At 69.1% G+C, this 26,311-nt stretch carries 27 protein-coding genes; 12 read left to right on the top strand and 15 right to left on the bottom strand.

From position 1 onward, the window contains the following. Nucleotides 1-51: 51 nt before the first annotated feature. Nucleotides 52-732, top strand: coding sequence for a DUF4191 domain-containing protein (locus tag HD597_RS33140; RefSeq protein WP_253747092.1), 681 nt, complete (start codon nt 52-54; stop codon nt 730-732). After that, a complete protein-coding gene (locus HD597_RS33145; protein WP_253747093.1) occupies nt 732-1,496 on the top strand; it encodes a class I SAM-dependent methyltransferase in 765 nt (254 codons plus the stop codon). The genes HD597_RS33140 and HD597_RS33145 overlap by 1 nt, the downstream gene beginning before the upstream one ends. Here the strand turns inward: HD597_RS33145 and HD597_RS33150 are convergent. From HD597_RS33150 to HD597_RS33160, 3 genes are all read right to left on the bottom strand, one after another. Then, the gene (locus tag HD597_RS33150) at nt 1,477-2,415 is read right to left on the bottom strand and encodes a glycoside hydrolase family 113 protein (RefSeq protein ID WP_253747095.1); all 939 of its coding nucleotides are present in this window, start codon (nt 2,413-2,415) and stop codon (nt 1,477-1,479) included. The genes HD597_RS33145 and HD597_RS33150 overlap by 20 nt on opposite strands. After that, on the bottom strand, nt 2,412-3,026 hold the full coding sequence (locus HD597_RS33155) for a TetR/AcrR family transcriptional regulator (RefSeq protein WP_253747097.1): 615 nt from the start codon (nt 3,024-3,026) through the stop codon (nt 2,412-2,414). The genes HD597_RS33150 and HD597_RS33155 overlap by 4 nt, the downstream gene beginning before the upstream one ends. Before the next feature lie 66 nt (nt 3,027-3,092). Beyond that, the gene (locus tag HD597_RS33160; protein ID WP_253747098.1) at nt 3,093-3,554 is read right to left on the bottom strand and encodes an RDD family protein; all 462 of its coding nucleotides are present in this window, start codon (nt 3,552-3,554) and stop codon (nt 3,093-3,095) included. Between the two features lie 77 nt (nt 3,555-3,631). Between HD597_RS33160 and HD597_RS33165 the strand changes: the two genes are divergently transcribed. Continuing rightward, the gene (locus HD597_RS33165; RefSeq protein ID WP_253747099.1) at nt 3,632-4,738 is read left to right on the top strand and encodes an HK97 gp10 family phage protein; all 1,107 of its coding nucleotides are present in this window, start codon (nt 3,632-3,634) and stop codon (nt 4,736-4,738) included. A gap of 115 nt (nt 4,739-4,853) precedes the next feature. Further along, a complete protein-coding gene (gene glnA / locus HD597_RS33170) occupies nt 4,854-6,278 on the top strand; it encodes a type I glutamate--ammonia ligase (RefSeq protein WP_308210734.1) in 1,425 nt (474 codons plus the stop codon). A gap of 192 nt (nt 6,279-6,470) precedes the next feature. Here the strand turns inward: glnA and HD597_RS64900 are convergent, their stop codons facing one another. The 10 genes from HD597_RS64900 to HD597_RS33220 form a co-directional block, all read right to left on the bottom strand. Then, entirely contained in the window at nt 6,471-6,764 is a 294-nt protein-coding gene (locus tag HD597_RS64900; RefSeq protein WP_308210735.1) for a helix-turn-helix transcriptional regulator, read from the bottom strand. A gap of 5 nt (nt 6,765-6,769) precedes the next feature. Then, complete coding sequence (locus tag HD597_RS33180; RefSeq protein ID WP_253747103.1) at nt 6,770-7,069, bottom strand: hypothetical protein; 300 nt, start codon at nt 7,067-7,069, stop codon at nt 6,770-6,772. Next, nucleotides 7,066-8,967, bottom strand: a complete 1,902-nt coding sequence (locus tag HD597_RS33185) for a hypothetical protein (protein ID WP_253747104.1) — start codon at nt 8,965-8,967, stop codon at nt 7,066-7,068. Before HD597_RS33185 ends, HD597_RS33180 begins: the two co-directional genes overlap by 4 nt. Nucleotides 8,968-9,012: 45 nt before the next feature. Beyond that, complete coding sequence (locus tag HD597_RS33190; protein ID WP_253747105.1) at nt 9,013-9,864, bottom strand: hypothetical protein; 852 nt, start codon at nt 9,862-9,864, stop codon at nt 9,013-9,015. Continuing rightward, entirely contained in the window at nt 9,861-10,274 is a 414-nt protein-coding gene (locus tag HD597_RS33195) for a hypothetical protein (RefSeq protein WP_253747106.1), read from the bottom strand. Before HD597_RS33195 ends, HD597_RS33190 begins: the two co-directional genes overlap by 4 nt. Before the next feature lie 14 nt (nt 10,275-10,288). Next, entirely contained in the window at nt 10,289-10,735 is a 447-nt protein-coding gene (locus tag HD597_RS33200; protein WP_253747108.1) for a hypothetical protein, read from the bottom strand. Between the two features lie 2 nt (nt 10,736-10,737). Next, nucleotides 10,738-10,962, bottom strand: coding sequence for a hypothetical protein (locus HD597_RS33205; RefSeq protein ID WP_253747109.1), 225 nt, complete (start codon nt 10,960-10,962; stop codon nt 10,738-10,740). 161 nt (nt 10,963-11,123) lie between these two features. Then, on the bottom strand, nt 11,124-11,546 hold the full coding sequence (locus tag HD597_RS33210) for a hypothetical protein (protein WP_253747110.1): 423 nt from the start codon (nt 11,544-11,546) through the stop codon (nt 11,124-11,126). Next, complete coding sequence (locus tag HD597_RS33215; RefSeq protein ID WP_253747112.1) at nt 11,546-12,811, bottom strand: DUF2637 domain-containing protein; 1,266 nt, start codon at nt 12,809-12,811, stop codon at nt 11,546-11,548. Before HD597_RS33215 ends, HD597_RS33210 begins: the two co-directional genes overlap by 1 nt. Beyond that, on the bottom strand, nt 12,808-13,164 hold the full coding sequence (locus HD597_RS33220) for a WhiB family transcriptional regulator (protein ID WP_253747113.1): 357 nt from the start codon (nt 13,162-13,164) through the stop codon (nt 12,808-12,810). Before HD597_RS33220 ends, HD597_RS33215 begins: the two co-directional genes overlap by 4 nt. 290 nt (nt 13,165-13,454) lie before the next feature. Between HD597_RS33220 and HD597_RS33225 the strand changes: the two genes are divergently transcribed. Then, a complete protein-coding gene (locus HD597_RS33225) occupies nt 13,455-14,201 on the top strand; it encodes a GntR family transcriptional regulator (RefSeq protein WP_253747115.1) in 747 nt (248 codons plus the stop codon). A 15-nt stretch (nt 14,202-14,216) separates the two neighbouring features. On the opposite strand, the gene HD597_RS33230 is transcribed toward HD597_RS33225, so the two are convergent. Both HD597_RS33230 and HD597_RS33235 read right to left on the bottom strand, forming a co-directional pair. Next, entirely contained in the window at nt 14,217-15,113 is an 897-nt protein-coding gene (locus HD597_RS33230) for a phosphotransferase family protein (RefSeq protein WP_253747117.1), read from the bottom strand. Next, nucleotides 15,110-16,474 carry an NsdA family TPR-like regulatory protein gene (locus HD597_RS33235; RefSeq protein WP_253747119.1) on the bottom strand — a complete coding sequence of 455 codons (1,365 nt, stop codon included), beginning with the start codon at nt 16,472-16,474 and terminating at the stop codon, nt 15,110-15,112. Before HD597_RS33235 ends, HD597_RS33230 begins: the two co-directional genes overlap by 4 nt. Nucleotides 16,475-17,001: 527 nt before the next feature. Here HD597_RS33235 and HD597_RS33240 point away from each other — a divergent pair. The 7 genes from HD597_RS33240 (at nt 17,002) to HD597_RS33270 (ending at nt 26,123) form a co-directional block, all read left to right on the top strand. Then, nucleotides 17,002-17,352, top strand: a complete 351-nt coding sequence (locus HD597_RS33240) for a hypothetical protein (RefSeq protein ID WP_253747120.1) — start codon at nt 17,002-17,004, stop codon at nt 17,350-17,352. 906 nt (nt 17,353-18,258) lie between these two features. Next, a complete protein-coding gene (fxlM, locus tag HD597_RS33245) occupies nt 18,259-19,530 on the top strand; it encodes a methyltransferase, FxLD system (protein WP_308210736.1) in 1,272 nt (423 codons plus the stop codon). Nucleotides 19,531-19,541: 11 nt separating this feature from the next. After that, nucleotides 19,542-19,727, top strand: a complete 186-nt coding sequence (locus tag HD597_RS33250; protein ID WP_253747122.1) for an FxLD family lanthipeptide — start codon at nt 19,542-19,544, stop codon at nt 19,725-19,727. A gap of 72 nt (nt 19,728-19,799) precedes the next feature. Continuing rightward, nucleotides 19,800-22,856 carry a lantibiotic dehydratase gene (locus tag HD597_RS33255; RefSeq protein WP_253747124.1) on the top strand — a complete coding sequence of 1,019 codons (3,057 nt, stop codon included), beginning with the start codon at nt 19,800-19,802 and terminating at the stop codon, nt 22,854-22,856. After that, complete coding sequence (locus tag HD597_RS33260; RefSeq protein WP_253747125.1) at nt 22,853-23,983, top strand: lanthionine synthetase C family protein; 1,131 nt, start codon at nt 22,853-22,855, stop codon at nt 23,981-23,983. Before HD597_RS33255 ends, HD597_RS33260 begins: the two co-directional genes overlap by 4 nt. Then, a complete protein-coding gene (locus HD597_RS33265) occupies nt 23,965-24,930 on the top strand; it encodes a thiopeptide-type bacteriocin biosynthesis protein (RefSeq protein ID WP_253747126.1) in 966 nt (321 codons plus the stop codon). Before HD597_RS33260 ends, HD597_RS33265 begins: the two co-directional genes overlap by 19 nt. Next, on the top strand, nt 24,927-26,123 hold the full coding sequence (locus tag HD597_RS33270; protein WP_253747127.1) for a hypothetical protein: 1,197 nt from the start codon (nt 24,927-24,929) through the stop codon (nt 26,121-26,123). Before HD597_RS33265 ends, HD597_RS33270 begins: the two co-directional genes overlap by 4 nt. Nucleotides 26,124-26,311 lie beyond the last annotated feature (188 nt).

The raw sequence follows: 26,311 nt of genomic DNA on the forward strand, positions 1-26,311 counted from the left end.
GCCGGGGGCGCGTTTTCCCTCCTGCACCAGTTGGTTTGTATCCTTCTGAGCATGGCAAAGTCCGAGGACTCAGAGAAGCCGGGGCGCATCAAGCAGCTCCGCATGATCGCGCAGATCATCAAGCAGGCCAATCCCAAGGGAATGCCGATCGTCTTCCTCTCGGCGGTGGGCACGCTGGCTGTGGTCGTCGTGATCGGTCTGGTCACGGGCTACGTGTGGTACGCGGTGTTCATCGGCATCCTGGCCGCGCTCACCGTCGGCCTGGTGGTGTTCGGCCAGCTCGCCCAGAGGGCCCAGTACTCGATCCTGCACGGCCAGACCGGCGCCGCGGCGGCCGTGCTGCAGGGCATGCGCGGCAACTGGCAGGTCACCCCGGCCATCGCGGTCAACCGCGACCAGGACATCGTGCACCTGGTGGTCGGCTACCCGGGCGTCGTGCTGGTGTCGGAGGGGCCGGGCAACCGGGTGGCGAAGATGCTCAAGGCCGAGAAGCAGCGCATCTCTCGGGTGGTGCTGGGCGTCGAGATCTACGACGTCCAGTGCGGTGACGGCGAGGGGCAGGTGCCGCTCGGCAAGCTGCAGCGGCACCTGATGAAGCTGCCGCGCAACCTGAAGAAGCCGTCGGTCAACGAGGTGAAGGACCGCCTGCGCTCGCTGCCGCGCAACATGCCGATGCCCAAGGGCCCGATGCCCAAGGGCGCCCGCATGCCGCGCGGCCCCAAGATGCGCTAGTGCTCTCTCCTTCGTCGCGGGCCAACCGCGGCTGGTGGGACGGCAACGCCGACGAGTACCAGGTCGAGCACGGCTCGTTCCTGCGCGACGACGGCTTCGTGTGGGGCCCTGAGGGCCTCGACGAGGCCGACGCGCGGCTGCTCGGCGAGGTGCGCGGGCGGCGGGTGCTGGAGATCGGCTGCGGCGCCGCCCAGTGCGCCCGGTGGCTGGCGGGGCAGGGCGCGCGGGTGGCGGCGTTCGACCTCTCGCACCGCCAGCTCCGCCACTCCCGGCGCATCGACCTCGACACGGGGGTCCGCGTCCCGGTGGTGCAGGCCGACGCGGAGGCGCTGCCGTTCGCCGGCGGCTCCTTCGACGTGGCCTGCTCCGCGTACGGCGCGCTGCCGTTCGTGGCCGATCCCGCGGCCGTCCTGCGCGAGGTGCGCAGGGTGCTGCGGCCGGGCGGGCGGTTCGTGTTCTCGGTGAGTCATCCGGTGCGGTGGGCCTTCCCGGACGATCCGGGGCCGCGGGGGCTCACGTCCGACCGGTCGTACTTCGACCGGGCCCCGTACGAGGAGCGCGACGAGCACGGCGCGCTCACCTACGTCGAGCACCACCGCACGATGGCCGACTGGGTGAACCTGCTGGCGGCCTCCGGCCTGACGATCACCGGGCTGCTGGAGCCGGAGTGGCCCGAGGGGCACGAAGAGGTGTGGGGCGGCTGGAGCCCCCTGCGCGGCCGTCACCTGCCCGGCACGGCCATCTTCAGCTGCGCGAATACCTAGCCGCCATGGCGTGGAAGAGCTGCTTGGGCTCCCAGCGCGTCTCGTCCAGCATCCTGACCACGCCGTAGGAGCCGAGGTCGTCCTCCCCGAACCGCGTGTATCCGGCGAAGGTGAACCAGAGGGCGGTCTCGACGCCCTCCCGCTCGAAGAGGTCGAGCAGCTCGGTGAAGTAGCGGACCTGCTCCCCCTCGTCGCGCACCGCGCCCGCGGGCACCGACCAGGCCATGCCGCCCAGCTCCCCCGCCCCCTGGTAGGCGCAGGTGCCGAACTCGGTGACCGCGACCGGCTTGCCGTGCTCGAAGTGGGCGCGCAGCTCGTCGGCGAAGGTGTCCCTGTTGTAGGCCGCCCGGTACGCGTCGGTGCCGACCAGGTCGAACGGGCTCCAGTCGATGAGCTCCCACGGCCCGGCGGCGTAGGTGATCCGGCCGCCGAAGCGCGCTCTGACGGTCCGCGCGGCCTCGGCGAGGAAGGCGTTGAAGACGTCCATGCCGGTGCCCAGCGCGGTCCACTCCTCGATGCCTGCCGTGGCCATCCACGTCAGGCGGTCCAGGTAGGCGTCGCCGGGGATGTAGCCGGGGCAGAAGGCGCTGGTCTCGCAGCCGGCGACGAAGACGACCTCGGCGCCGCCGCGCCGTACGGACTCGGCCCGCGCGGCGCAGTCGGCGTACAGCTCCAGGACGTCCCGCTCCGGGAGGTCCACGGGGAACGGCGCGAACCAGACCTCCAGGCCCGCCGCCGCGGCCTGCTCGGCGGCCACGCCCAGCCGGACGGGGTCGCGCCCGGAGACGCGGACGACCTGGCAGTGCAGTTCGCCGGCGATGACCCGCATCTCGCGGGCGACGGTGCCGGCGTCGAACGCCCTGCGCGAGATCCCGTCACCCGGCAGGAACCCGGTGTCGTAGTTGATGCCCTTTTTCAAGATTCATCCCCCTCGATGGATGAGAAGCCGTGTTCCAGGAGGTCGAACGCCAGCTCGACCTCCTCCTCCAGGAGCCGCCCCGCCTCCTCCAGCGGCACCCCCGTGGAGAGCCGGTGGAAGAACGCCTCCTGCAACGTGGTGACGGCGGCCGTGACCTGCCCGGCCATGAGCGTCGCCGCGCGGCCGGCCCCCGCCTCGGCGAGGGCGGTGGCCAGCTCGTAGCGTTGCGCCATGTTCGTCTGGTAGACCCCGGCCAGCAGCGCCGGGCTGGAGGAGATCACCCGGATCCTGGTCAGCAGCCCCTCGACGTCCATCTCGCCGGTGCCCAGCCCGGCCATGCCGCGGTAGTGCGCGCGCAGGGCGGCGAGCGGCGGCTGCCCCTCGGCCCGCCCCTTCACGACCGCGGCCGTGTCGTCCCTGACCGCGTCGAGGACGAGGCAGTCCTTGCTCGGGAAGTAGTTGAACAGGGTGACCTTGGCGACCCCGGCCGCCTCGGCGACCTCGTTGACCGTCACCGCGTCGTACCCGCGCTCGTCGAACAGCCGCAGCGCCACCTCGGAGATCCGCCGCCGGGTCTCCTCCTTCTTGCGCTCCCTGAGCCCCGCCATCATGCGGACAGCATAAACCGTACCGGGTATAAATTTAAACCCGGTACGGTTTTTCGTCGGTAACCTCGGCTACATGCGCACGACCATCGTGTTGGAGGCGCGGTCGTGGATCCCGCGGTGGTCGCGATCCCAGATCACGGCCGGCACGACCAGCGCGAGCAGCACCGTACGCACCGCGACGGGCAGCAGCCGCGGGTTGCCGCCGTCCATCGCGGCGACCCTGACGCCCATCAGCCGGTGCCCGAACGTCTGGCCCATCCACCCGACCAGCACCAGGTACTGCAGCGCGAAGACCAGCACGGGCGCCCACGGCGACTCGGCGGGGTTCATCCGGAGCAGCAGCTGCACCACCACCCAGGTGCAGATCATCCAGTCGATGACGAGCGCGCCGATCCGGCGCCCCCAGCCCGCGATCGATCCGCTGCCCTCCTCGGGCAGGCCCAGGCGCTGCCCGGGATATCCGAGATCGACGCCGGCGGCCCTGACCCCGCCCAGCCAGGTCTGCGTCCACCGAGGCTCGTTGCTGCTCATACCCTCCACGGTAGCCGCCCGGTGGGCCGGTCCTGATTGTGACCCAACCGCGTCACGGACCGGCCATCATGTACGCCATGCCACACGGGGATGACCTTGACCAGCGGTTCAACGAGCTGGTCGCGCAGATAGACGCCGAGCAGCAGCGCAAGATGCGCGAGGCGGCGAAGAAGGAGGCCAGGGCGTCACGGCGGGCCAGGAGCGAGGACGCCGGGCGCTTACGCCGGAACGCGGAACGCGCCGGATGGGACAGGCCCGCCTGGGACAGCACCGTGTGGGACGCCACGCCGCGCCCGCATGAGCCCCGGCGCAGGGCCAGGCGTGTCTGGCCGGCGGTCGCCGGGATCACGGCGGTGATCGCGGCGGCGGGCGTCGTCATCACGCTCCGCCCCGACCTGCTCGCCCCCACGGGCGCAGTGGCCGGGCAGACGATGCCGGTGGCGGCTCCCCCGGCGTCACCGGCCGTCGCCGAGGCGGGCCCGGAGGCCACTTCCGAGGGACCGTTCGCCGGGTCCGAGGCGGAGGACTGGGCGGAGGGCGCCGCCGGTTTCGTCATGCCGGAGGCCAAGGCGATCGGCGGGCTGTCGAAGAAGGACGTGGCTGAGGGGATGGCGCGGATCCGCGAGCTGCTGGCCGCGGCCCACCTCGACCGCGAGACGCTCATGGGCGGTGAGCCGAAGGCGTTCATGAAGCTGCTCCACCCCGAGGAGCGGTCCTGGTTCGGCGAGCGCCTCGACCGCGAGGGCCCCGGGGACACCCGCTGGTGGGTGACGAGCTTCGCGCCCGGGACCGCCGAGCAGGTCGGCGACGTGATCAAGGTACGCGGCAGGACGAAGCTGACGTCGTTCGAGCTGGACGGGCGCGAGGGCGCCGAGCTGGAGACCGACTACATCATCGTGCACGCCGTCCGGCGGCCGGGGCAGCCGGACACGACGATCCGGCTCCTCACGCGACAGCGCGGGACGTTCCTGGTGTACCGCGAGGCGGGCGAGCTCGTCGTGTGGGTGCGGAAGTCGGGCGGGTACGCGACGCCTGCCCGCTGCGACGTGGACGGCGGCTTCATCCACCCCTCCTACGACGGCTCTGCTCCCAGCACGAAGAATCCGGCCGGCGATCCCGTGGACCCGTACGAGCTGGACGGACCTCAGCCCAGGTACAACTGCCAGGCCTCCACGGGCACGTGAACCACCTTTGCCGGCCCCTGACCCTGCGTAACACGTGCGAAACAATCGAGACACCATACGGAAACGGCCGCGCCCTAGCGTCGCAATGATGGCCAGTCCCCAGGGAGGTTCGAGAGTGTTCAACTCCGCCGACGACGTCCTGAAGTTCATCAGCGACGAAGGGGTGCAGTTCGTCGATGTCAGGTTCACCGACCTGCCGGGGACGACGCACCATTTCACCTTCCCGGCAGAGAACTTCGGCGCGAGCGTCTTCACCGACGGTCTCATGTTCGACGGCTCGTCGATCCGCGGCTTCCAGCAGATCCACGAGTCCGACATGCTCCTGCTGCCCGACCCGTCCAGCGCCGTGGTCGACCCGTTCCGCCAGCACAAGACGCTCAACCTCAACTTCTTCGTGCACGACCCGCTGACCGGCGAGGCCTACAGCCGCGACCCGCGCAACGTCGCCCGCAAGGCCGAGGAGTACCTCAAGGGCACGGGCATCGCCGACACGGTGTACTTCGGCCCCGAGGCCGAGTTCTACATCTTCGACGACGTGCGCTTCGAGACGAAGCAGAACGCCGGCTACTACTACATCGACTCCATCGAGGGCGCCTGGAACACCGGCAAGGCGACCGAGGGCGGCAACCTGGGCTACAAGCCGCGCTACAAGGGCGGCTACTTCCCCGTCCCGCCGATGGACCACTTCACCGACCTGCGCTCGGAGATGGTGCGCAACCTCATCGAGGCCGGCATCGAGGTCGAGATGCAGCACCACGAGGTCGGCACGGCCGGTCAGGCGGAGATCGACTTCAAGTTCGGCACGCTGCTCAAGACCGCCGACAACCTCATGCTCTACAAGTACGTGATCAAGAGCACGGCCCTCGAGTACGGCCACACGGTCACGTTCATGCCCAAGCCGATCTTCGGGGACAACGGCTCCGGCATGCACTGCCACCAGTCGCTGTGGAAGGACGGCTCGCCGCTCTTCTACGACGAGGTCGGCTACGCGGGCCTGTCCGACACCGCCCGCTACTACATCGGCGGCCTGCTCAAGCACGCGCCGTCGCTGCTGGCCTTCACCAACCCGACGGTCAACTCCTACCACCGTCTGGTTCCCGGCTACGAGGCCCCGGTCAACCTGGTCTACTCGCAGCGCAACCGCTCGGCCTGCGTGCGCATCCCGATCACGGGCTCCAACCCGAAGGCCAAGCGCATCGAGTTCCGCGTGCCGGACCCGTCGTGCAACCCGTACTTCGCCTTCTCGGCGATGCTGATGGCGGGCATCGACGGCATCCGCAACAAGATCGAGCCGCCGGAGCCGGTCGACAAGGACCTCTACGAGCTGCCGCCGGAGGAGGCCCGCAACATCCCGCAGGTGCCCGGCTCGCTCACCGACGTGCTCAGCGCGCTGGAGGCCGACCACGACTACCTGCTCGAGGGCGGCGTGTTCACGCCCGACCTGATCGAGACGTGGATCGCCTACAAGCGGGAGAACGAGGTCGACCCGATCCGGCTGCGCCCGCACCCGCACGAGTTCGAGCTCTACTACGACGTGTGACGGCAAGGTTTCCCGGCCTCGGCGATCGGTCTCTGAATGGCCGCTGAGCTGCGGAAACCTTGTCGTTAGTTGTCGTTGTTTGTCGTTGCTGAGCAACGTCAGCCGGAACAGAACCGGAACAGAGGGGCCCGGCACCGCAAACGGTGCCGGGCCCCTCTGGCGCTGATCAAGACGCTAACAGCGGTAACGCATTTAGCAGACGGCTACCTGCTCCACGTAGTGCCGGTTCTCCCACGCCTCCACGTCGGCCAGCTTGTACCGGACATGCTTGCCGATCTTCATGTACCTCGGGCCGCCGCCGCGAGAGTTCCAGGCATAGACGGTCATGACGGGCACTCCCATTCGCTCCGCAAGATCCTCCGGAGTGAGATGCTTCGCTGCCACCGATCTCCCTTCACGAGCGCGCCGCCCTTCGGGCACTTGTCGTTCTTTGTCGTTACCGTGCCCTAGTCGCCATTGTCGCACATGACGTGTCATATGCGTCATCACTGCTAGTCGGCCTCCAGAGCCCCATCGGATATCAGAACCGCGGCCGCCGACAGCACCAGCGCGCTGCCCCCCGTCACGCCCCACGTGGTCGCCGCCAGCCACCACAGCGCGACCGCAGTCAGCGAGATACCGACCGCCCCCGCCCCGTGCCGCTCCAACTTCTCGAGCGCCGCACCGCCCAGCACGACGATGAGCGGCACTGCCATCGCCAGGCCCGCAGTGGACACCTGCGCCAGCGGCGCGGCCGCCCAGACCACCGCCAGCCACGCCGCCACCATCTCGACCCGAGCCAACGCCCTCATCGGACCTCCAGACGCTCCAGAATCTCCTCAGGAAGCGCGTACGCCTCTCCCCCGTCCTTGCCAACCAGCCACACCCGCCCGTCCTTTACGAGCCTCTTGAGCTGCGTGTGGATCTCGCTCGGCGGCGCCGTCACCCGCCGCTTGAGCACCAGGTGCAGCAGCTCCCCGAGCTCCAGCGCCAGGCCCTCCGCGTCGGCGAGCACGTCGATGATCGCGGCCTTCACGTCACCAGGCGTCGAACGCGGCTCCGAGGTCGCGGGCTTGCCCGCGCGCGGCTCGCGCCCGTCCTTCTTCGCGCTGGCGTACTCCTCGATCCAGCCCATCGTCAGGTCGTCGATCCGGCCGGCGGCGGGCTGTCGGGCGATGAGCTTCGGCTTCTGCGTGTACAGCCACCGCATGAGCGCGGCCCGCCGGTCGATCCCGGACAGGTACGCCAGGCCCTGCGTCAGCGTCCCGTCCTTGAACGTCGCCGGGAGCAGCGACGGGTCCTGCGGGAGCCCCATCTGGTAGGCCGCGCCGGGCGTCTGCGTCCGCAGCGCGCAGGCGTTCTTGCGGAGCTGCGCCCGCAGCGTCACCGACCCGCCCAGCTCGGTCATGTTCGGGTCCTGCGCGACGAGCAGGAGGCCGCAGCCGCCCTTGCGCCAGGTCTTCGCGCCGGACGCGAGCAGGGCCACGGCCTTCTTGCCGTGCACGTCGTTCAGCAGCAGCTCCGGCGCCTCCTCCAGGACGAAGAAGATGCCGGTCATGCCGTCCGCGTCGGGATCGCCCGGCACGAGGTGGGTCTTGCCGCACCGCTCGTCGCCGTCCTCGTCCACCCATGGGATCTGCGCGAGGTGGTGCACGCGGCGGCGCATCACCCAGTGCCACATCTCCAGCTCGCCCATGGAGGCGTCCTCGCCCAGGGCGCAGCGGTGGGTGCGCCCGTTCCAGTCCGGCACGGAGCCGCCCTGCGGGTCGATCAGCACCGTCGCGAGCTTGTCGGACAGGTGGGCCAGGCCGAGCAGCGTCTCCACCGACCGGGACTTGCCTGCCTCGGAGTCGCCGACGATGATGCCGTGCCGCATGCCGCCCGACTTCGTGAAGAACGCCCAGTGCGCGGGCTGCAGGTCGTAGAAGAACCCGACGTGCGCGCGGCCGTCCTTGCCGATGCGGGGCTGGATGTCCTCGAACCGGCGCACCTCGGCCAGCGTGTCCTCCTGGAGGAGGGTGAACAGGGCGCGGGAGTTGTCGCCCGAGGGCGACGGCTCCAGCACGGCGAGCTGCATCGAGGTCTGGAAGGCCGACGCCACCTTCCCGGCGACCGCGATGATGTCCTTCGTCTCCTTCTCGCCCGGCACGGCCTGGATCTCCGTGCGGTACCCGGCGTCGATCCGCTTGGGCGTCGTCAGCGTCATGCCGTCCAGCGCCTTGCCCTTGGCGGCCAGGCGCTCGTTGAACCGCTTGATGATCCGTGCCACCTCGGGGTCGATCTCGACCTGTTCGACGGTGATGTGCAGCTTCTCGTCGAAGTCGTCCGTACGGCCGGGCAGGGGCAAGCGTCGGTGACGTCGCCAGTGCAGCAGCGCGAACGCCAGCCAGCCGGCCACCCCGACCTGGGCCACCAGCCCCGTGGGGCCGATGGGCGCGGTGGCCATGAGCCAGGCCGCGCCGAACGCCGCGGCGGCGACGTTCTGGCGGGCCTGGACTGCCTTGCGGATCGGGACCACGACCGTGGCCGCCGCGATGAGGACGGCCACGGCCGGGTGCACCGGCAGCAGGTAGATTCCCGCTGAAAGCGGTAGCGCCATCAACCAGGCGAACGGAGCCGCCATCACCATGCGGTACCGCTGACGAAACGCGACCCGCTTCACAGTACGGGCGACCTCATCGGTCGGCTTCTGCTTGCTGACCTTGGACAACGACGGCTCCTTTCACCTGGATGATGTTGGACGTACGGCCGAGCGTCAGCCGCCCGCGTACGCCTCCTTGTCGGCCACGTTGTCCACGCCGCCGACCGCCGCGTGAGCCTCGGCCACCGTGGACTGCGCGGCGGCCAGGGCGGCGATCTCCGCGTGCTGGGCGGCAAGCAGGGTCGCGGTCTCGTGCGCGGCCATCAGCGCCGCGATGAGCGCGCCGCGGCCCATGCGCTTCGCAGCCAGGCCGGCCACCTGACCGTCGATGGCGGCGGCGACCTGCATCATGTCGGTGTTGGCGGTATCGTGGTCGTGCTTGAGCTGGGGGAACGAGACGAATTCGGCGTTCACGATGGTCCCTTCGGTGGTGTCGTACTTGGTCAGGTCGGTGACGGGCTTCTGGTCGCGGGTGTCGGCGGCGGCCGACAGTTCGGGCGTCTCCTCGGGGGCTTCCTCCTCGGTCTGTGGGGCTTCCTCCTCGGTGTCCTCGACCACCTCGGCTTCCTCGATCTCGCGGGTGGACTGGTAGTCGCGGTATGCCTGACGGGCACCCTCGGTGGCCTGGCGGCCGATCCGGACGGCACCGCCGAGGACCTTGAGGAGCCCGTACGTTCCGCCCGCGACCGCCGCGGTGGTGCCGCCGACGACTCCGAAGACGAGCGATGTCCACCAGCGGAGGTTGCGCGGCCCCGGCGGGGCGCCGGACGCGGTGGGGCGGGTGAGGTACTTCTGGACCTGGTCGTAGTGGGTGCGGGCGGCAGTGAACCCCTCGCGGAACTCAACGTCAGCCGCCGCCGTACCGGCCCGGAGGCCGCCCATGGTGGCGGCGCGAGCATCGGGGCGCTTGACCAGCGCGACGGTGATGGCCCCGGACAGGGCCAGCACCAGGAAGACGGTGATCACTTCTGGCCCTCCTTGACATCGGCCGTCACGGTCTCCTGCCACGCCTTCTTGACGTCGCGCCCAAGGTCGGCCGTGTTGACGCCGAAGATGCTGATGGCGCTGACGACCAGCAGCGTGGGGATGAGCGCAGCGACGAGCGCGGTGGCGCGGCCGACCTTGTTCGACTTGCCCCACACGTCCGCGACCCAGATGGTGCCGCAGATGCCGAGCGCGACCGCCGGGACGATGGGGTGCAGCCGTCCGGTGGCGGTGCGGACGATGGTCTCGAAGAACGTGCCGATCAGGCCGAAGCCGGCCGCGAGCATCCACCAGGCGGTGAACTTGGGCGCGACCTTCTTCCAGATGAGCACGATGCCGACCGCCAGCAGCAGGGCAGTCGAGGCGCCGAGCCCAACGAGCAGGTTGTCCACGGTGAGGGGTCCTTTCAGGCAAAAAAGTGGAGGATGAGGTAGGCGACGAGCGCGGCCGTGGTCAGCTCGGGCAGGAAGATCGTCATAGCGGGGATGTAGAACGCCGTGTAGAGGAGCGCGCGGGCCAGCAGCAGCACCCGCCAGGCCCACACCAGCGCGCCGACGTCGCCCGGCAGCCACGATGGCGACCACCGTTCCCGGATGAACGTGATGGGCGAGGCCAGATAGGAGGGCCGCTCGCGGGCGATCCAGTCCGACAGCGGGCCCTGGACGAACTCGACGAGCTGGTCCAGTCGCGGCGCGGCGGGCTTCGCGGGCGTCTGGGGCTGGTCGTCGCGCAGGGGCACGACGGGGGCGACCTGCTCGGCCTCCTCGGCAATCTGGGGCTGCTCGGCGGCCTGGTCGGGCTGCTCGTCCTTCGGCTGCGACTCGGTGGGGTACGGGGAGCGGATGCTGCGCATGGTCACCTCCTCTGACGGTTGACGTCGTCGCCGCTGCTCCGGAGTTCGGCGGCGTAGTGCGTGTAGAGCCGATCGCCCTCGGTCTCGTCCGCGTTGTGCTTGTCGGCGAGTTCGGCCGCGAGGTAGCGAACGGCCTCGTGGAACGCGGCCTTCGGACTCTCCGCGCCCTTGATGCGGGCGTGGAAGCGCATCTTGCGGCTCTGGCGGCGGGTCGGCTTGGTGGGCACGTGACTCCTCCCGATCGTCACGGACGGTTACGGCTGGCGGGGCCGTGGTATGCTCTCGCGCACGTGCGCGCACGTACACCTGCGCGCGTTGGGTCGCCGCGCAGTGGCGGGCTCCGGCTCTGGTCGGTGGCGAACACCGCCTGACGGCTGGTCACGGTCGGTCACGTCCGCATGAGGTTGGCGATCACGGCGTCCCAGTCGATCCGCGCCTCTCTGGTCGGCACCAGCTTGTAGAAGCCGAGCGCGTGCCGGGTGAGGATGTCGGCGGGGGCGCGGAACACGCCCAGCAGGAGGTCTCCCTGCGTGATCCCGAGCAGCACGTGTCTGCCGTCCGAGGCCGGCTCGATCCTCAGTGCGGTGCGGTCCGGCTTCGACAGGCACTCGGCCCGCTCGTTCAGGCCGTCCAGCAGGACATCGCGGGGCGCGACCACCGGGGCGTGCCAGTCCTCGATCTCCAAGTGGACGAAGTACGGATCGTCGGTCCGGTAGGACAGCCACCCGTTGTGGAACTCGTCGTTGGCGTCGTCCCACATCGGCACGTAGCAGGACCACTCGGTCGCCTGGTTCGTCTGGCTGGTCGTCATCAGTTCGCTCCCTCGCCGTCGTCAGTTGGTGTGTCAGCGGCGTGTGCCACGTCGTTGTCAGTCGTGTCAAGGGTCACACCATCGGCCGTGTCACCCGTGTCATCGGGTGTGTCACCCGTGTCACCAGCCGTGCCACCGCTTGTGCCATCAGCCGCGTCACGGTCGCCAAGTCCGGCCTTCTCGATGTAGCGGTAAGCCGTGCGGGGGCTCACCTTGTACTCGTCGAGCACCGCGTCACGTAGCTCTGCCACGGTCATGCCGGGCTTCCCCTTAGCGAGGTTGTGCAGCCACGTAATGCGCTGCTCAAGCTCTCTGTCAGTGGGTGGCGCGGCCGTGCCCTGACGCGTGCCATTCGGGCGGCGTGCCGCAGGCTTGATGGGGGGTGACACGGGCGTCGGTGACACGGTCGGTGTCACGCCGTTGCCGCGTGACACGGCGCCGTTCTTCGTGCCATCGCCTGTGACACGCACGTCACGCCAGCGCGCGCCCGTCGTGCCATCCGTCGTGCCACTGGCCGTGACACCAACCGTGCCAGCCGTCGTGCCACTGGCCGCGTCGCTCACCTCGGCTGGCACGGGAGCCGGGGAAGTGACACCCGTGCCAGCCTCGATCGCGCGCGGCTGCGTCACCGGAGCGAGCTCGCCGAGCCGGTACAGCGCCCGCTCCCGACGCGTCGCCTTCCACCGCCACAGACGGCCGTGCTGGTCTTGCAGGTCCGTCTTGGCCAGCACCCGGTCACGCTCGCGGCCCAGGGCATCGGAGTAGGAGCGAATCTCCCACAGCACCATCCGCCGCCACAGGCCGAACGTCCGCAGCGGCGCGAGGATCCAGCGAGAGATGCGGATCTTGTCCATGCGGGTCGGGTTCGACAGCTTCGCCCGCTTGCGGACGACGTGCGCGCCGACCTCGACCGCGATGACCCACAGCAGCGGCAGCGTGGCGTGGGCCACGACACCGAACAGGGTCTCCTCGCTGGCGATGTTCAGGTAAACCGTCGCGCCGGTCAGCGCCCACGGGATGAGCCGCAGCCACATGATCCGCATCTCCATGCGGGCCAGCACGATGTCCAGCGCGGAGAACGCGAGGATGCCGAGGTCGATCCCGAGCGGGACGGTGAACGCGAGCCCGCCGAAGGTGGGCGCCGCGGCGTCCATGACCTTCTTGAAGGAGTTGACGAAACCGATCACGCCGAGGACGCCGACCGCGATGGTAACGGCGTTGATGGCGTTGTGCTCGGCCTGCGTGAGCGTGCGGGGCGTGGTCATGCTGCCACCCCGTCGTAGCCCTCGACGTACGTGCCGATGCCGAGCTGTCGGCGCAGCTCGGGGTCGGTGCCGCCGATGACGCCCACCGGGTCGTACGGCAGGAGCCGCGCACGCTCGACACACGGGCCGGCCAGCCCGGTGAAGGGGCAGCCAGAGCAACGCTTCTTCGCCTCGTCGTAGGCGTCGGCGGTCTCCGCGATGGGGAACCAGTCGTCGGGGTCAGCGCCCGGCTTGCGGCACACCGCCGCGGGGGTGAGGAGAAGTTCGTCGAGCTCGCGCAGGCGGGCAGCGGCCTGGCGCTCGGGGTCGGATGTGACAGTGTGGCGGCGTGATGCCACGATGTGGCTGGACATCGGGTCCCAGTTCCTTTCACGAGGGGAGAGACCTGGTGTTAAGGGCCCCGCCTGGAAGTGGAGTTCCGGGCGTGGGCCCGCAGGGGGCTTGTGGCGAGCGGCTTTCCGGTGGAGCGGAGGCCGCTTTTTTCATGCCCTGCTAGTCTGTGTTTGCTAGTAAACAACTTTGTAGAGAGTCATGCTGCATGACTCGACGATCACTGTCAAGCCCCCAGGTGAGACGCGCGCTCTCTCGCCGCTCGTAATACGATCAACGCCAGCTTGAACAGCAACGTGGAGAGGATTCGCCCGTGCCCGTCGAGAGGTTCACCGAGGTCCTGGACGACCTTCGGGCCAAAATCCTCGACGGCAGCTACCCGGTCGATGAATTTCTTCCGCACACTGAACAGCTCAAAGAGTCCTACGGCGTCAGTGCGGCCGTGATCACGCGAGCAATGCAGGGGTTGAAGGCCGAGGGGCTGATCTGGCGCGTCGCCAACAGAGGCATGATGGTGCTTCAGCCGCCGGTCTGCGTGGGCGTGCCGGTAGCGATCGCACCGCACTATGAGCACCAGAACTGGGGAGAAGCCTGCCATCGCGCCCGCGTTACCGGCCGCTTCCAAGAAGACTCGCGGATTCGCGCCGGTGCCGCCAACGATCTTCTGGCGCGGCTGTTCGACCTGAACGAGGGCGATCCCATCGTGTGGTGGTCGCGCATAGCCGTCATCGGCGAGCGGACAGCCGTCTTCCGTGACCGCGTCTGGTACCCGAAATCGATCTTCGGCGACGTACCGTCCAACGCCCTCACCCCCGAAGCGTTCGACGTCGCGCTGTCCCGGATCAACCCGAACACCAGCAACGCCGACCTCACCACGAGGGTTCGGCCCTGCACGGACAAGGAGGCGAAGGAACTGAAGATGAGCGAAGGCAGCCCCGTCTACGACATCACCCGGACCACCCATGATGAGGAAGGCCGCATATACGAACTGCTCCGCCGCGTCGCGAACCCGCTACGTTTTCACATTCGAGACCGGGGAGTGCCGCTCTCCTCATCCTGAGCAGGAGAGATCCCATTAAGGCACCGGCGTCCAACTCCAGGGCCGGGGTCCGCGCTCGCCACGCAGACACGCCAGCCGCAGCATGATCTCATCCTGCCGCGCGGGGTTCTCAGCCGCGACCTGGGCGGCCATGCACGTCATCCGGAACTCGCGGATATCCCGCAGCACCTCGAACCCGGCCCACGCCGTCACGTCATATCCGTAAGCCCGCGCGAACCGGTCATACTCCTCGGCCGTAATCCGGCCCATCGTGAACGCCCTCACCGCCGTGGACGTCAGGTCCCACTCCGGAGGCCCAACCGAGCAGCGCTCCAGATCGAGCAACACCACCTCACCGTCACCCGTGGAAACAACGTTCCCGATCCAGGCGTCGCCGTGCACGACGCACTCAGGCAGCCCGTCAGGCAGGTTGGCGTACCGGGCTTCCAGCACGGCCAGATGGCGGCGCATCCACAGCCGATCCTCGTCCTCAAGGGTCGTGGCCCGCTCGATCCGATCGGCAAGCCGCACGAACGGATCCAGACGGCCGACGTCGAACGACGGCAACGGCAGGTCGTGCAGGCGCCGAAGCGCGACCGCCACCTGCAGCGCCGTCCCCTCCTTGTGCGGCGGCAGCTCCCACCACCAGGTGACCGCGCGGCCGTCCACCTCAACAGGCTGCTCAACGTCGGGCCACGCTCGCACGGCTGACACGTCGTTCGCTTCCAGCCACCTGGCCAAAGCCACCTCACGTGCCGCCGCAGCGAACTGGCCAGTGCGAGTGACACGAGCGATAACCCCGGACTGGAGCCTGAACAAGGCATTCTCGCCCAGCCGGATAAGCTCAGCGCCTACCGGATCGAGCCCAGCGTGACGGCCGGCCACATCGAGCGCGTCCCGGGCGGCCACTTCGGTACTCGTGGTGTCGGTCATACCTGGACCGCCTCACGGATGCGGTGCCGCAACACGGCTACCGGGTGCTGCCGCTCGTGTGGGTGGGCGAACCGCGACAGCTCCCGCATGTCGTCCTGTGCGCGGCGTGAACGCACGGTGCCCGCGTCCGTAAGCGCACGCGTGCCGATCGCAGCGGCCTCCTCAACTTCCCCGGCCGCCATCGTCAGGGAGGCGAGCTTGATGCCGCTGATCGCCCGGGACCGAACGTAGGCGGCGGTATGCCCGGCGACCGCACCGGAGAGCCGGGCCGACGCTTCGGCCACGTACTGGGCGTTGACCGCCTCGCTGATAACCTTCCCGTCGATCACCTTGCTGACGGATCGGTCGGCGATCGCCAAGTCGAACACAGCATGGCCAGTGTCGCCCTGGTGCTGGGCGGCGTCGTAGTACCGCATCCACGGCTTCTCCTCGCCGGGATGGATGCGATTGAACTCCTTGTCGGCCTCCTGGACGGCCTGCCACGTCTCGGCCACGCGGCCGAGCTTCGCGAACGCCCGCGCCTGAGCGGACCGCAGCATGGCGCGCTCACCGGCGGTGAGCCGGTCGGAGCGTACGAGAGCGAACTCCACCAGCGTGAGCCCGTCGTCGGCATCCCCGACCCAGATGGCTTGCCGTGCCATGCTGGAGAGCACCTTGGCGCGCAGGTGCCAGTCCTGGGCCTCCTCAGCGCAGGTGAGCGCGAGGGCAAACATCTGCCGAGCGTCGTCGTGGGCGTAGGCGTCGAAGGCCATGAATGCGGCCGCGTGCGCCAGCCAGCCGACTGCCGAGTACAGGGCATCATGCAGCTTGGCCGGGCAGCGGGACTGCTTGAGCAGTCCTACGGCGAACCGCAGTTGCCCGTTGACAGCCTCGCGGACCAGGCAGCCACCGTAGGTGTGATCCCAGGTGGTGAAGGTGTGGGCGATGGTTCGTAGTTCGGTGACGTCGGAGGGCTTGACGACTGCAGGCGGGCTGATGGTCTGGCCAGGCATGGCCAGACCGGATAGGGAGGCTGACGCGGCCGCCCCCATCGCAGTACGGATGAACTGCTTACGGTCCACATCTGCAACGGTAACGGCCTGTTTGCGCCGCTGTGGGCGGGCAAGTCCGAGATCCTTGTCCTCATCTACCCCACAGACGGAGCGCAGCGCTTCCCGATAGGCGGCGTTGGGCCAGCGCACAATGCCGCGTTCCAACTTGCCGACATAGTTGGCCGTCCACGACCCCGTCTGCTTCTTGTGGTGCAGCATCCATGCGTTGACCAGGTCAGCAAGGTCCTGCCGCGACGCTGGCTCCCCGGGCGCGGTCGGTGACGGCAGCCGCTCGCGCGCCCGCTGCAGCAGCAGATTCGGCTCCGACATGGCGCACCTCCCGCGGGCATCGTCGCACAGCACGGCGTCGGCAGGCCCGCGAATCTGCCCCCAATCTGCCCCTTGACTGCCCCACTCGATGGCGTTCCCAAGCGCCCGACGTGACTCCAAGGTGGAAGGGACCCTTCACCGCACGTGAGGAGCAGCACACGATGCAGGCTCTTGGCGAGGACCACCATCTCGCCCGCGCCCGCCCTGCCGGCGTCCCGGTGTTACCAGGCGACTCGGCGTGGGTGGCCCTCCTCGTGTCGTTCGACCGGGGCCAGACCTGGCGGCCGAGTGGCACGTTGAACCTGCCCACCGCCCAGTGCGACACGGCTGCGCGCCTCTTCCTCATGACCGCCATGAGCATGGCTACCGAAGACCACGCCCTGAACGTCGTCTGGCAGGTCCTTGCGTGGCCCGCCCGCGAGGGTCAGGAATGCCCGTCGGCCGCACCCCCCATCGTGTCGCTCCGCAGCGACGGTGAAGTCCCTGGTCAGCTTCCACTCCCCTGATATCCGCCTTGAGGCCTTCTAATGACGATCGACGTACCTACCAGCCCCTCATCCGATGACGAATCCATGGCCCGCAACGCCACGGAGGTACTGAGTGACGACAAGGCCCAGTTCCTGGCTGCGCAGTTGCAGGAGTCCTGGGGAGGCCGCTGGCAGGTGATGTGGGAACCTTGGGGCCGCAAATTCCGCGCGTTCCCCGCCTACGCCATGGACGTCAACACCCCCGTCGTGGGTACCAACCTGCGCGAGCTGTGGCGCAACGTCCTCGACATCGACCAGGTACTGCTGAACGAGGTGGCGGCAGCCATCCCGGCGCACCCGCCCGTGGCCGTCCACGTACCCCCCGGATTCCTTCAGGAGGTGTTCGGGTGATCCAGCGAGACGCGGTCAGGCAGGCGGCACCGCGAGCAGCGAGCGTTGCTACGCCGCGTCTTGGCGCGACCGGTCGAGGACGGCTCATCAATGGCCGGCCGCGCACTCCGGCGCGGGCCTTGTCCAGAATTCAGCACCGTTGTGCAGGCTCGCGCCGCCTACAACTCGCAGTCCCACGGTGGAGCCCCTGGCCGCCGTGGGCTGCGAGCCCCAACCCCCGGCCATCATCTCTTCCCCTCGACATCGCCTCACGAGGCGCCGTCGAACTGTCGGCTGGGGCCGAGGGAGGCGAATCTAGGCGGCCGTCTGCTCGCCTCCCTCACCTTCCCTGGGCGCACAACGCCGGGACACCCCATGGGCGTCACGTCGTCGCGCCCACCATCCTCACCCTCACGACCTGCCGGTTGACTGGTGTCGTGGCGAGCAGAGGGTGGGGGTTCCAACCGATCCGAGACCGGAGGCGCGACCCCTGCACCTCCGGAACCAGCACCAGGCGCGGCGGCCCCGGCTCACACCCGCAGGGCGTGCCGCCGCGCCATCCGGAAGTGATCCCCATGTACCGCTGGGAACCGCATATCCCAAGAGGCTCCCTCCTGTGCGTCGTCGAGTCGTCGTGCTGCGAGGAGTTCATCCTCTGCTCCGAGGATTCTCAGTTCTTCGTCCGACGCCGCGCGGCCAACGGCGGCCACGAGCAGACCGCCAGAGGCCCCTACGCTCGCGCCGCCAAGGCGTGGATCGAGCTGTCCTCAGGCCACCAGCACGCGGCCAAAGTGGCGTCATGACCGGGTTGGCCTGAGCCCGGCAACCTCCTCCAGAGGCAGGTCCCGGCGCGGCTAACCCCGGAGCGGCTTGCCAACAGCCACCATCGACCAGTTGCCCATCACAACCAAGAAGAGGGATGTACCCGTGATCACCGACAACGGCGTCCAGGACGCCGCCGCCCTGCGTGACGCCATGACCGCCGACGTGGCGGCTCTCTGCACGGAATGGGGCTTTTCGCTCCCCGTGCCGGTCGAGGCCGCGTTCCGTACGGTTCCCCGGCACCTTTTCGCCCCGGGGGTGGCACTGGATAAGGCGTATGCGCAGGACATCGTCGAGGTCAAGCGCAGCGAGCACGGCGTACTGATCTCCACCATGTCCGCGCCCGCCACCCAGGCCGTGCAGCTCGTGCAGGCCGACATCAGGCCGGGGATGCGCGTACTGGAGATCGGCTCAGGCGGCTACTTCGCGTCGCTGCTCGCCGAGGTGGTCGGACCGACCGGCCAAGTGACGACGATGGACATCGACGCCGACGTGATCAGCCAGGCCCGCGCCTGCCTGGACACAGCCGGATACGAGCGGGTGCGGGTGGCCATCGGCGACGCCGAGTACGGCCTGAAAGACAACGCCCCTTACGACCGGATCGTGGTCACGGTCGGAGCGCCGGATATCCCGCCGGCCTGGCGCGAGCAGCTCGCCCCTGGAGGCCGAATCGTCGTCCCGTTGCGGATGAAGGGAATCAGCCGGTCACTCGCCCTTGAGCCTACGAACGATCACCTCGTCGCTGTTTCGCAGGCGGTCTCCGGGTTCGTCTGGATGCAGGGCGCCGGCGCCAACGACGGTCACCTGTGGCTACTGAAGGGGACAAAGGTCGGGCTGCGCTTCGACGACGGGAACCTGCATCGGCCCAGCGCTCTCGATGGCGTGCTGGCCGGTGAGCCCGCCGCGGCCTGGTCTGGAGTGACCGTCCAGAGGTCGGAACCGTTCCCGGACCTGGCGCTGTGGATGGCGACCGCGCTCCCAGGCTTCTGCCACCTGGCCGTGGACACCAGCGACGGTGGTCCAGGAGTCGCGGTCGAGCCGGGTGGACGCCAGTTCCCGTTCGCCGCGCTCGACGACGACGGCGACTCCTTCGCCTACCTGTCGGTCCGACCGGCCGGAGAAGGCATCGTCGAGATGGGAGCGCACGGTTACGGCCCTCACGGATCCCGGATCGCTACGGCGATCATGGAACAGGTGCGGGTGTGGGACCGCGACTACCGCAACGGCCCCAGTCCGGACTTCGCCGTCTGGCCGATCGACACCCCCGCCGAGGCGCTGCCCGAGCGCGCGATGGTCATCGACAAGCGCCACACGAAGATCACGATCTCCTGGCCCGACGTAGCTGCTCGGAGCCAGGTAGCCCCACCCACCCAGTGAAGGAGGAAACAGTGTCCATCAACATCGTCGAGGCACCCCAGGGGTTGGCTGCCGAGGAGATCCCTGACGAGTTCGAGCTCGACATGCGCGTGATCGAGGCGAGCGTGCCGCTGCCCGTACTGGCGTGCAACACCGACGACAACTGCAACCCCTCGTGCAACAGCTCCTGCGCCACCGCCGTCGCCGACCCGTTCTGACGACGACGTAACCCCGCTGTCGGTGCCGTGCCCTTGGCGGCGCCGACAGCCCCACCCCTGAGGCGGAGGATCATGAGATCAGCGCTGTTCTTCTCGCCCTCCGGCCCAATGCTGGCCCGGGTGAGCACCTATCCGGACGGGTTAGACGTGCCCGACCACCACGACGATCCCGCCGCCCAGGCAGAGACCGATCGGCGATGGTTGACCCAGATCTGGGCGCGTCCCGACGTACGGGCAGCTCTGCGCCTGGCCAGCCCGTCACTGGCCGGACGGCTCGACATCGTCACCTGCGAGACGGCGAGCGCCGAGCAGCTACGGCGGCTCACGCGGGCAGTGGCGTCCTATCTGGTGCGCTGGCATCGCCGCCCGACCCCGTTCGGGCTGTTCGCCGGGATCACACCAGCAAACATTGGGCCTGCCGCAGCGCTCCGCTTCGGCCCCGATCACCGGGTGGCGATACGCGCCGATGGACAATGGCTCGCCGCGCTCGTTGACCGGCTGGAGAGTCATCCCGAACTCTTGGCCCGCCTGCCAGTGGTGGTCAACAACTCGTGCTTCGTACGTGGCGACAGGGTTGCCATCACCGACCGGCCCAGCGCCGGGCGGCCGGGCCCACTGACCGAGGTCTCGATCCGCCACACCCGGCCCGTACAGCTCGCCCTGAAGGCGGCAAGCGCTTCGGTCACGTTCGGCTGCCTCGCCGAGCAGCTCCACGCGGCGTTTCCTGCCTCCACACGCGCCACGATCACTGACATGCTGGCGAGTCTCGTCGCGCAAGGGTTCCTGCTCACCGCGTTGCGTCCGCCCTCAACCGTTGTGGACGGCCTGCCACACGTGATCAGCCATCTGCACGCCGCCGGCAACGACCTTGCCGATATCGCGGACCTTCTGCAGGACCTCGAAGACATTCAACATCAACTGACCCGCCCTCCTGCGGGCGATCCGCTGGCGCACGCCGACATGGCCACCGTCGCAGATCGGATGATCTCCGCTTGCGGCGGCACCGATACCGTGCTGGCCGCCGACACCGCAGTGGACGGGCGGATCAGCCTGCCGCGCACCGTCTTCGACGAGGCAGCCGCGGCCGCGTCGGTGCTGTTGCGCCTGACCACTCGCCCGTTCGGGCCGGAAGTCTGGCGGGACTATCACCTCGCGTTCCGGGCACTATACGGGCCGGGCGCCCTCGTACCGGTACGGGAACTGATCGCAGACTCAGGACTCGGGTTTCCCGCTGACTTCATCGGCGCGGCGCGTGGCCGGCCTGTGCGACCTCTGAGTGGCCGCGACAGCGTCCTGCTGGCGCTCATCCAGCAGGCCATGGTGGACGGCCGCGCGGAGATCACGCTGACTGAGCCGCTGATTCAGGACCTGACGGTCGGCAACCCCGGAGAGATGGTCGTCCCACAGCGCGCCGAGCTGCCTTTCCATCTGGAGGCGGCATCGGCGGACGCGGTCACACGGGGCGCGTTCGTCTTGTGGGTGACCGGTGCGCCGAGGACCAGCAGCAGCATGGCCGGCCGGTTCGCCCACCTGCTGCCCCCACAGGAGCGGGAACTACTGGCTGCCTCCTTTGCACCTGACGGTGAGGCGGTGGCGGCGCAGTTGTCCTTCCCGCCCCGCCGCAGACACAACGAGAACGTCGTCCGAGTCCCGCGACTCCTGCCCGCAGTGATCCACCTCGCCGAGCATCCCACTACCGGTACGGTCCCGATCAACGTGGACGACCTCGCGGTGACCGCTGACGCGACCCAGATGTATCTGGTCCAGATCTCGACCCGCCGCCGCATTGTGCCCTGGGCGTTGCACGCGCTGGAGGCGTCGGCACACACTCCGCCGCTGGCCCGGTTCCTTGCTGGAGTGCCGTGCGCTCGCCACGCTGTCTACGGGCTGTTCGACTGGGGCGCGGCCCGCAAGCTGCCGCACCTGCCGCGCCTGCGCTACGGCCGGACGGTGCTGGCCCCGGCCCGCTGGATCCTCACCGCTTCCGACCTGGGCACGCGGCGCGACTCTACGCAGAGGTGGGACAAGCACCTCGCCGCGTGGCGTGACCGATGGCGCGTCCCCTCCTGGGTGGTGCTGTACCAGGAGGAGGCCCGGCTTCCGCTCGACCTCGACGCTCGTCTAGACCGGAGCCTGCTGCGGACCCGTCTCGAACGCGCCGGACAGGTCGAACTCCGCGAACATCCCCGTGAAGACTGGGCTGGCCGGGCCTGCGAGTTCCTTGCCACGCTGACCGCCGCCCCGTCTGCCCACAGCGGCCCTGCCCCACCTGCTGTCATGGAGCGGCCCACCGCGATGCTGATGCCCGGCGCCGGCGACGTGGTTCACGCGCAGTTGTCCGGTCACCCCGCCCGCTACGACGAGATCCTGACCAGCCATCTGCCTCGGCTCCTGCAAGCCCTCGATCTGGAGCGCTGGTGGTTCCGCCGTCACCGCGACACCCTTCGGCCCGATAGTCTCCAGCAGCTCTGGCTCTACCTGCAATTGTCCGGCCCTGACCAGTACGCCGCTGCGGCTGCCCGCCTGGCCGACTTCGCCGCCCGCCTGCAAACGCAGGGGCTCCTCGCCCGTCTGCGCCTGGCCGCCTACCAGCCGCAGACCGGCCGCTACGGTCCCGGCACGGCGCTGGCCACCTCGCATCGGGTCGCCGCCGCTGACTCGGCTGCGGCACTGGCCCAGATCACCATGGCCTCCCGCTCCGGCCTGCCCGATCAGGCGATCGCCGCGGCGTCGATGGCCGATCTTGCCGCCGGGCTCGCCTCTTCCTCGGGCGACGGGTACGGATGGCTGGTCAACCAGCTTCCGCGAGAGTATGGGGAGCTCGACCGGACGCTACGTGACACGAGCCGGCTCCTGGCCGAGCCCGCCAACGGCTACCGGGCTCTCCGAGAACACGCGGGCGGGGAAGAGGTGGCCCGCGCGTGGACTGTACGGCGGGCCACGCTCAACGTTTACAGCGCCCAGCTCTCCCGCCATCGCCACGCGCCCATTACCGTGCTGCGGTCCCTGCTGCACGACCACCACGTGCGCGCCCTCGGCGTCGATCCCGACGTTGAGAGCGTCACCAACCGGCTGGCCCGCGCCGCCGCCCTGCGCGTCCTGGCCCGCGCCGAACAGGACCAACGATGACCGCTCCTGCCAACGAGCCCATGGCGCAGTCGCTGGCCTCAGGCGCAGCCGGAACCGCGCTGCTCCACATCGAACGCGCCCACACCGGGGTGCAACCATGGCACACCGCGCACGCGTGGATCACGGCCGCCACCAGCAACGAGATCAGTGCTGCAGACCAGGCCGGGCTCTACTTCGGTGCCCCGGCCATCAGCTTCACCCTGCACGCCACCCGGACGGGCCGCTACGACCGTGCCACCGCCGCCATCGACGCGCACGTCATCCGACTCGCCGAACGCCGCCTGGCCGGCGTGACCGCCCGGACCGCAGATGGAGAGGCGGCGAGGTTCGCGGACCACGACCTGTTCCACGGCCTGACCGGGATCGCCGTCCTGCTGCTGCGCCACCTGCCCGACTCCGGGATCCTCGAACCGATCCTGAGCCACCTGGTACGGCTGACCTGCCCGACCTTGGACAAACTCCCAGGCTGGTGGGTCGCCCATGATCCTGCCTCCACCGTCCCCACCCCAGGCGGGCACGCCAACCTCGGGATCGCACACGGCATCACGGGCGTCCTGGCTCTGCTCGCCATCGCGCTCCGCGACGGCATCGCCGTGGACGGCCAAACCGACGCCATCCGGCGAATCTGCGCCTTCCTCGACGCATGGCAGCAGGACGGAGAGACCGGACCGTGGTGGCCGCAGTGGATCACCCGCGCAGACCTGGAGTGCGGCCGAACACGGCTGCTTGGGCCTGGCCGCCCTTCCTGGTGCTACGGCACCGTGGGCATCGCCCGCGCTCAGCAGATGGCCGCCATCGCCCTCGGCGACACCACCCGGCAACACCTCGCCGAGCATGCCCTCGCCGCCTGCCTAGCCGACCCCACCCAGCTCGCGTATCTCACCGACCCCGGGCTCTGCCACGGCGTCGCCGGCGTCTACCAGACCGCGTGGCGAGCTGCCCGCGACGCCCTCACCCCCGACATCGCCACCTGTCTGCCCGCCTTGGCGGCGATGCTCGACCAAGCCGACGCGCACGCCGACGGCAGCCTGCTCACCGGGTCCGCGGGTCTGGCTCTTGCGTTGAACACGGCCGCCCGCAACCTACCCCCGCACTCGGGATGGGACACATGTCTACTGATCACCTGACCACCACCGCACCTGCTGACCTGACCAAGGCCGTACTCGCGGTCCTATCCGACACGCCCATCAAGGTGGCCGCATCCGCCATCAACACACCTCCGGAGAACCTCACCGCGATGGTCGAGCTCTACCAGAACGCCGGCCGCGAGGCGCTCGAAACACACGCCGCCGGGCACGACTGGTACCAGATCAACGTGAAGTTCCCCGGCAGCGCCGACGCCGCAGTTACCGCCCTCGGCCAGCACCTGGACAGCCTTCACGACCTGGTCGACGCCTGGTGGTTCATCCGCAAGAAGCCCGGCCTGAAACTGCGGCTACGCCTGCGCGCCGCCACCACCGACACGAGAACAGCGGTCAACGCCGCGCTGAACGACCTCGCCAGCTCTGGGGCGATCTCACGCTGGGGTACGGCGATCTACGAGCCGGAAACCGCCGCGTTCGGCAGCGGAACCGGCATGGACATCGCCCACGACCTGTTCTGCGCCGACAGCCGACACATCGTCACCTATCTGCGGCGCCCGGCGGCGAATGTAGGCCGCAGAGAGGTGTCGATGCTGCTCCTCGGCACCATGTTGAGCACGTCCCTGGACCGCTTCGAGCGCGGCGACGTCTGGCACCGCGTCGCCGAACTCCGCCCCCTGCCCGAAACCCCACCTCCCGGCCAACTGGAGGCGCTGGCCGACAAGATCCGCCCTCTGGTCGCCTCCCCTCTCGGCCCCATCACCCCCGCCGGGCCGCTCGCCTTCGCCGCACCGTGGGCCGACAACTTCCGCCACGCCGGGCAATCCCTGTACGAGGCCGCCACCGCCGGGCACCTCACCCGCGGCATCCGCCACATCTTCGGCCACCACGTGATCTTCCACTGGAACAGGCTCGGCCTGCCCGCAACCACACAGGGCGTCCTCAGCCGTGCAGCGTGCGAAGCACTCCTACCCGCCGGGAGCCGGCCATGACGACACCCGACGTTGCCCAGCTCACCCGGTGGTGGCCGCTGGTCAACCGGCCCCGCCCTCCCTACTCGCCCCTCACCGAGCGGATCGCCGAGGTCGGCAGCCTCGCCCGCAGTACGAAGCACGCGGCCGAGCCTCTACTTGCCGCCGCCCAGGCACTCAACACCGCCGCGCTCATCGCCAGCGACTGCGACCTGCCGGACCTCGCGCAAGAACTGTGCTGGCGTCAGATCGCCCCATACCACCGGGTTGGTCACCTCACCATCCGCCAGGCCAGACACATGCTCGAACCAGCCATCAACCTTGCTCGCCTGCGCCTGCGCGCAGGCGACGCGGCAACGGCATGGGCCCTGCTCGACACCCTCCACCACGCCATCGCCACCAACACGGAGGCCATAATCGAGGGCCGAACTCTGCCGACTCGGGACCTGACCGGCAGCCCAGAAGAGTACCAAGAGTTACGTGTCTGGGCATATCGCGTCTACCTGTCTGAAGGCGCCCGCGCCCTCGTACGCCTCGGCCGCTGGCGAGACGCCCTCGCCCACATCGAGCGCAACAAGGGAATCGGCCTGCACCTGATGGACGGCCGCCAGGTCAAGATCGTGGCCACCTGCCTTGCTGGCGACACGGAAACCGCGCTCGCAGTGCTGAACAACAGCACACTCACCGAGCCGTGGGAGGAGCAGGTCGCGGCGTGCCTGACGGTGATGTGCCATCTCGCTGGCAACCGGCCTGCGGAGCACGAGGCCGATCTGATGATCGGACGGTATCTCGCCAGCAGGTCAGCGCCGGGACACGCCGTCTTTCAAGCCCGCCTGGGCCTGGCGGTCGTCGATCTCACGTCCCTCGCGGCTGTCGGAAAGATCGGCCCAGCCTACGCACGCCTCATCAACGACGCCCTCACGTCAGCAGACGGGTATGTCGCGCGAGAGATACTCGCGCATGACCGGTGCAGAGCGATGCTCATCGGAGCTGAGAAGCAGGCGCTCACCTCGGCCGTGCAGGCTGCCGGGCTTGGACTCGGCACGATCCCAGTCCCCGTGTTGGCCGACCTCCTCGCAGCCGTGGAGATGAGTGAGATCGCGATCGAGCGAAGCCTCGGCTTACCCACAGGGGCACACCGGCTGCGAAGCGACAGCATCCCGCAGCAGGCTCCGCCAACCTTTAGCACTGTCAACAGCGGCGTCCCGGAATAGGCCACCCCACCGTGGTTGCGAACCCCCGCAGATCAGCCACGGCAGCCGCCCCGGTTTCGGCCCGGTCCGGGGCGACGCGGCCGTGGGACGAGGACGCTGACCGTCGTCCCACGGCCGCGATGCTTCCGAGTCTCCCGACAGAAGCACCACCAGCGAAGGACCTAACCTTGGTTCCCCTCCCCACTCCT

It is taken from the genome of Nonomuraea thailandensis, from assembly GCF_024172165.1.
Taxonomy (GTDB): domain Bacteria; phylum Actinomycetota; class Actinomycetes; order Streptosporangiales; family Streptosporangiaceae; genus Nonomuraea; species Nonomuraea thailandensis.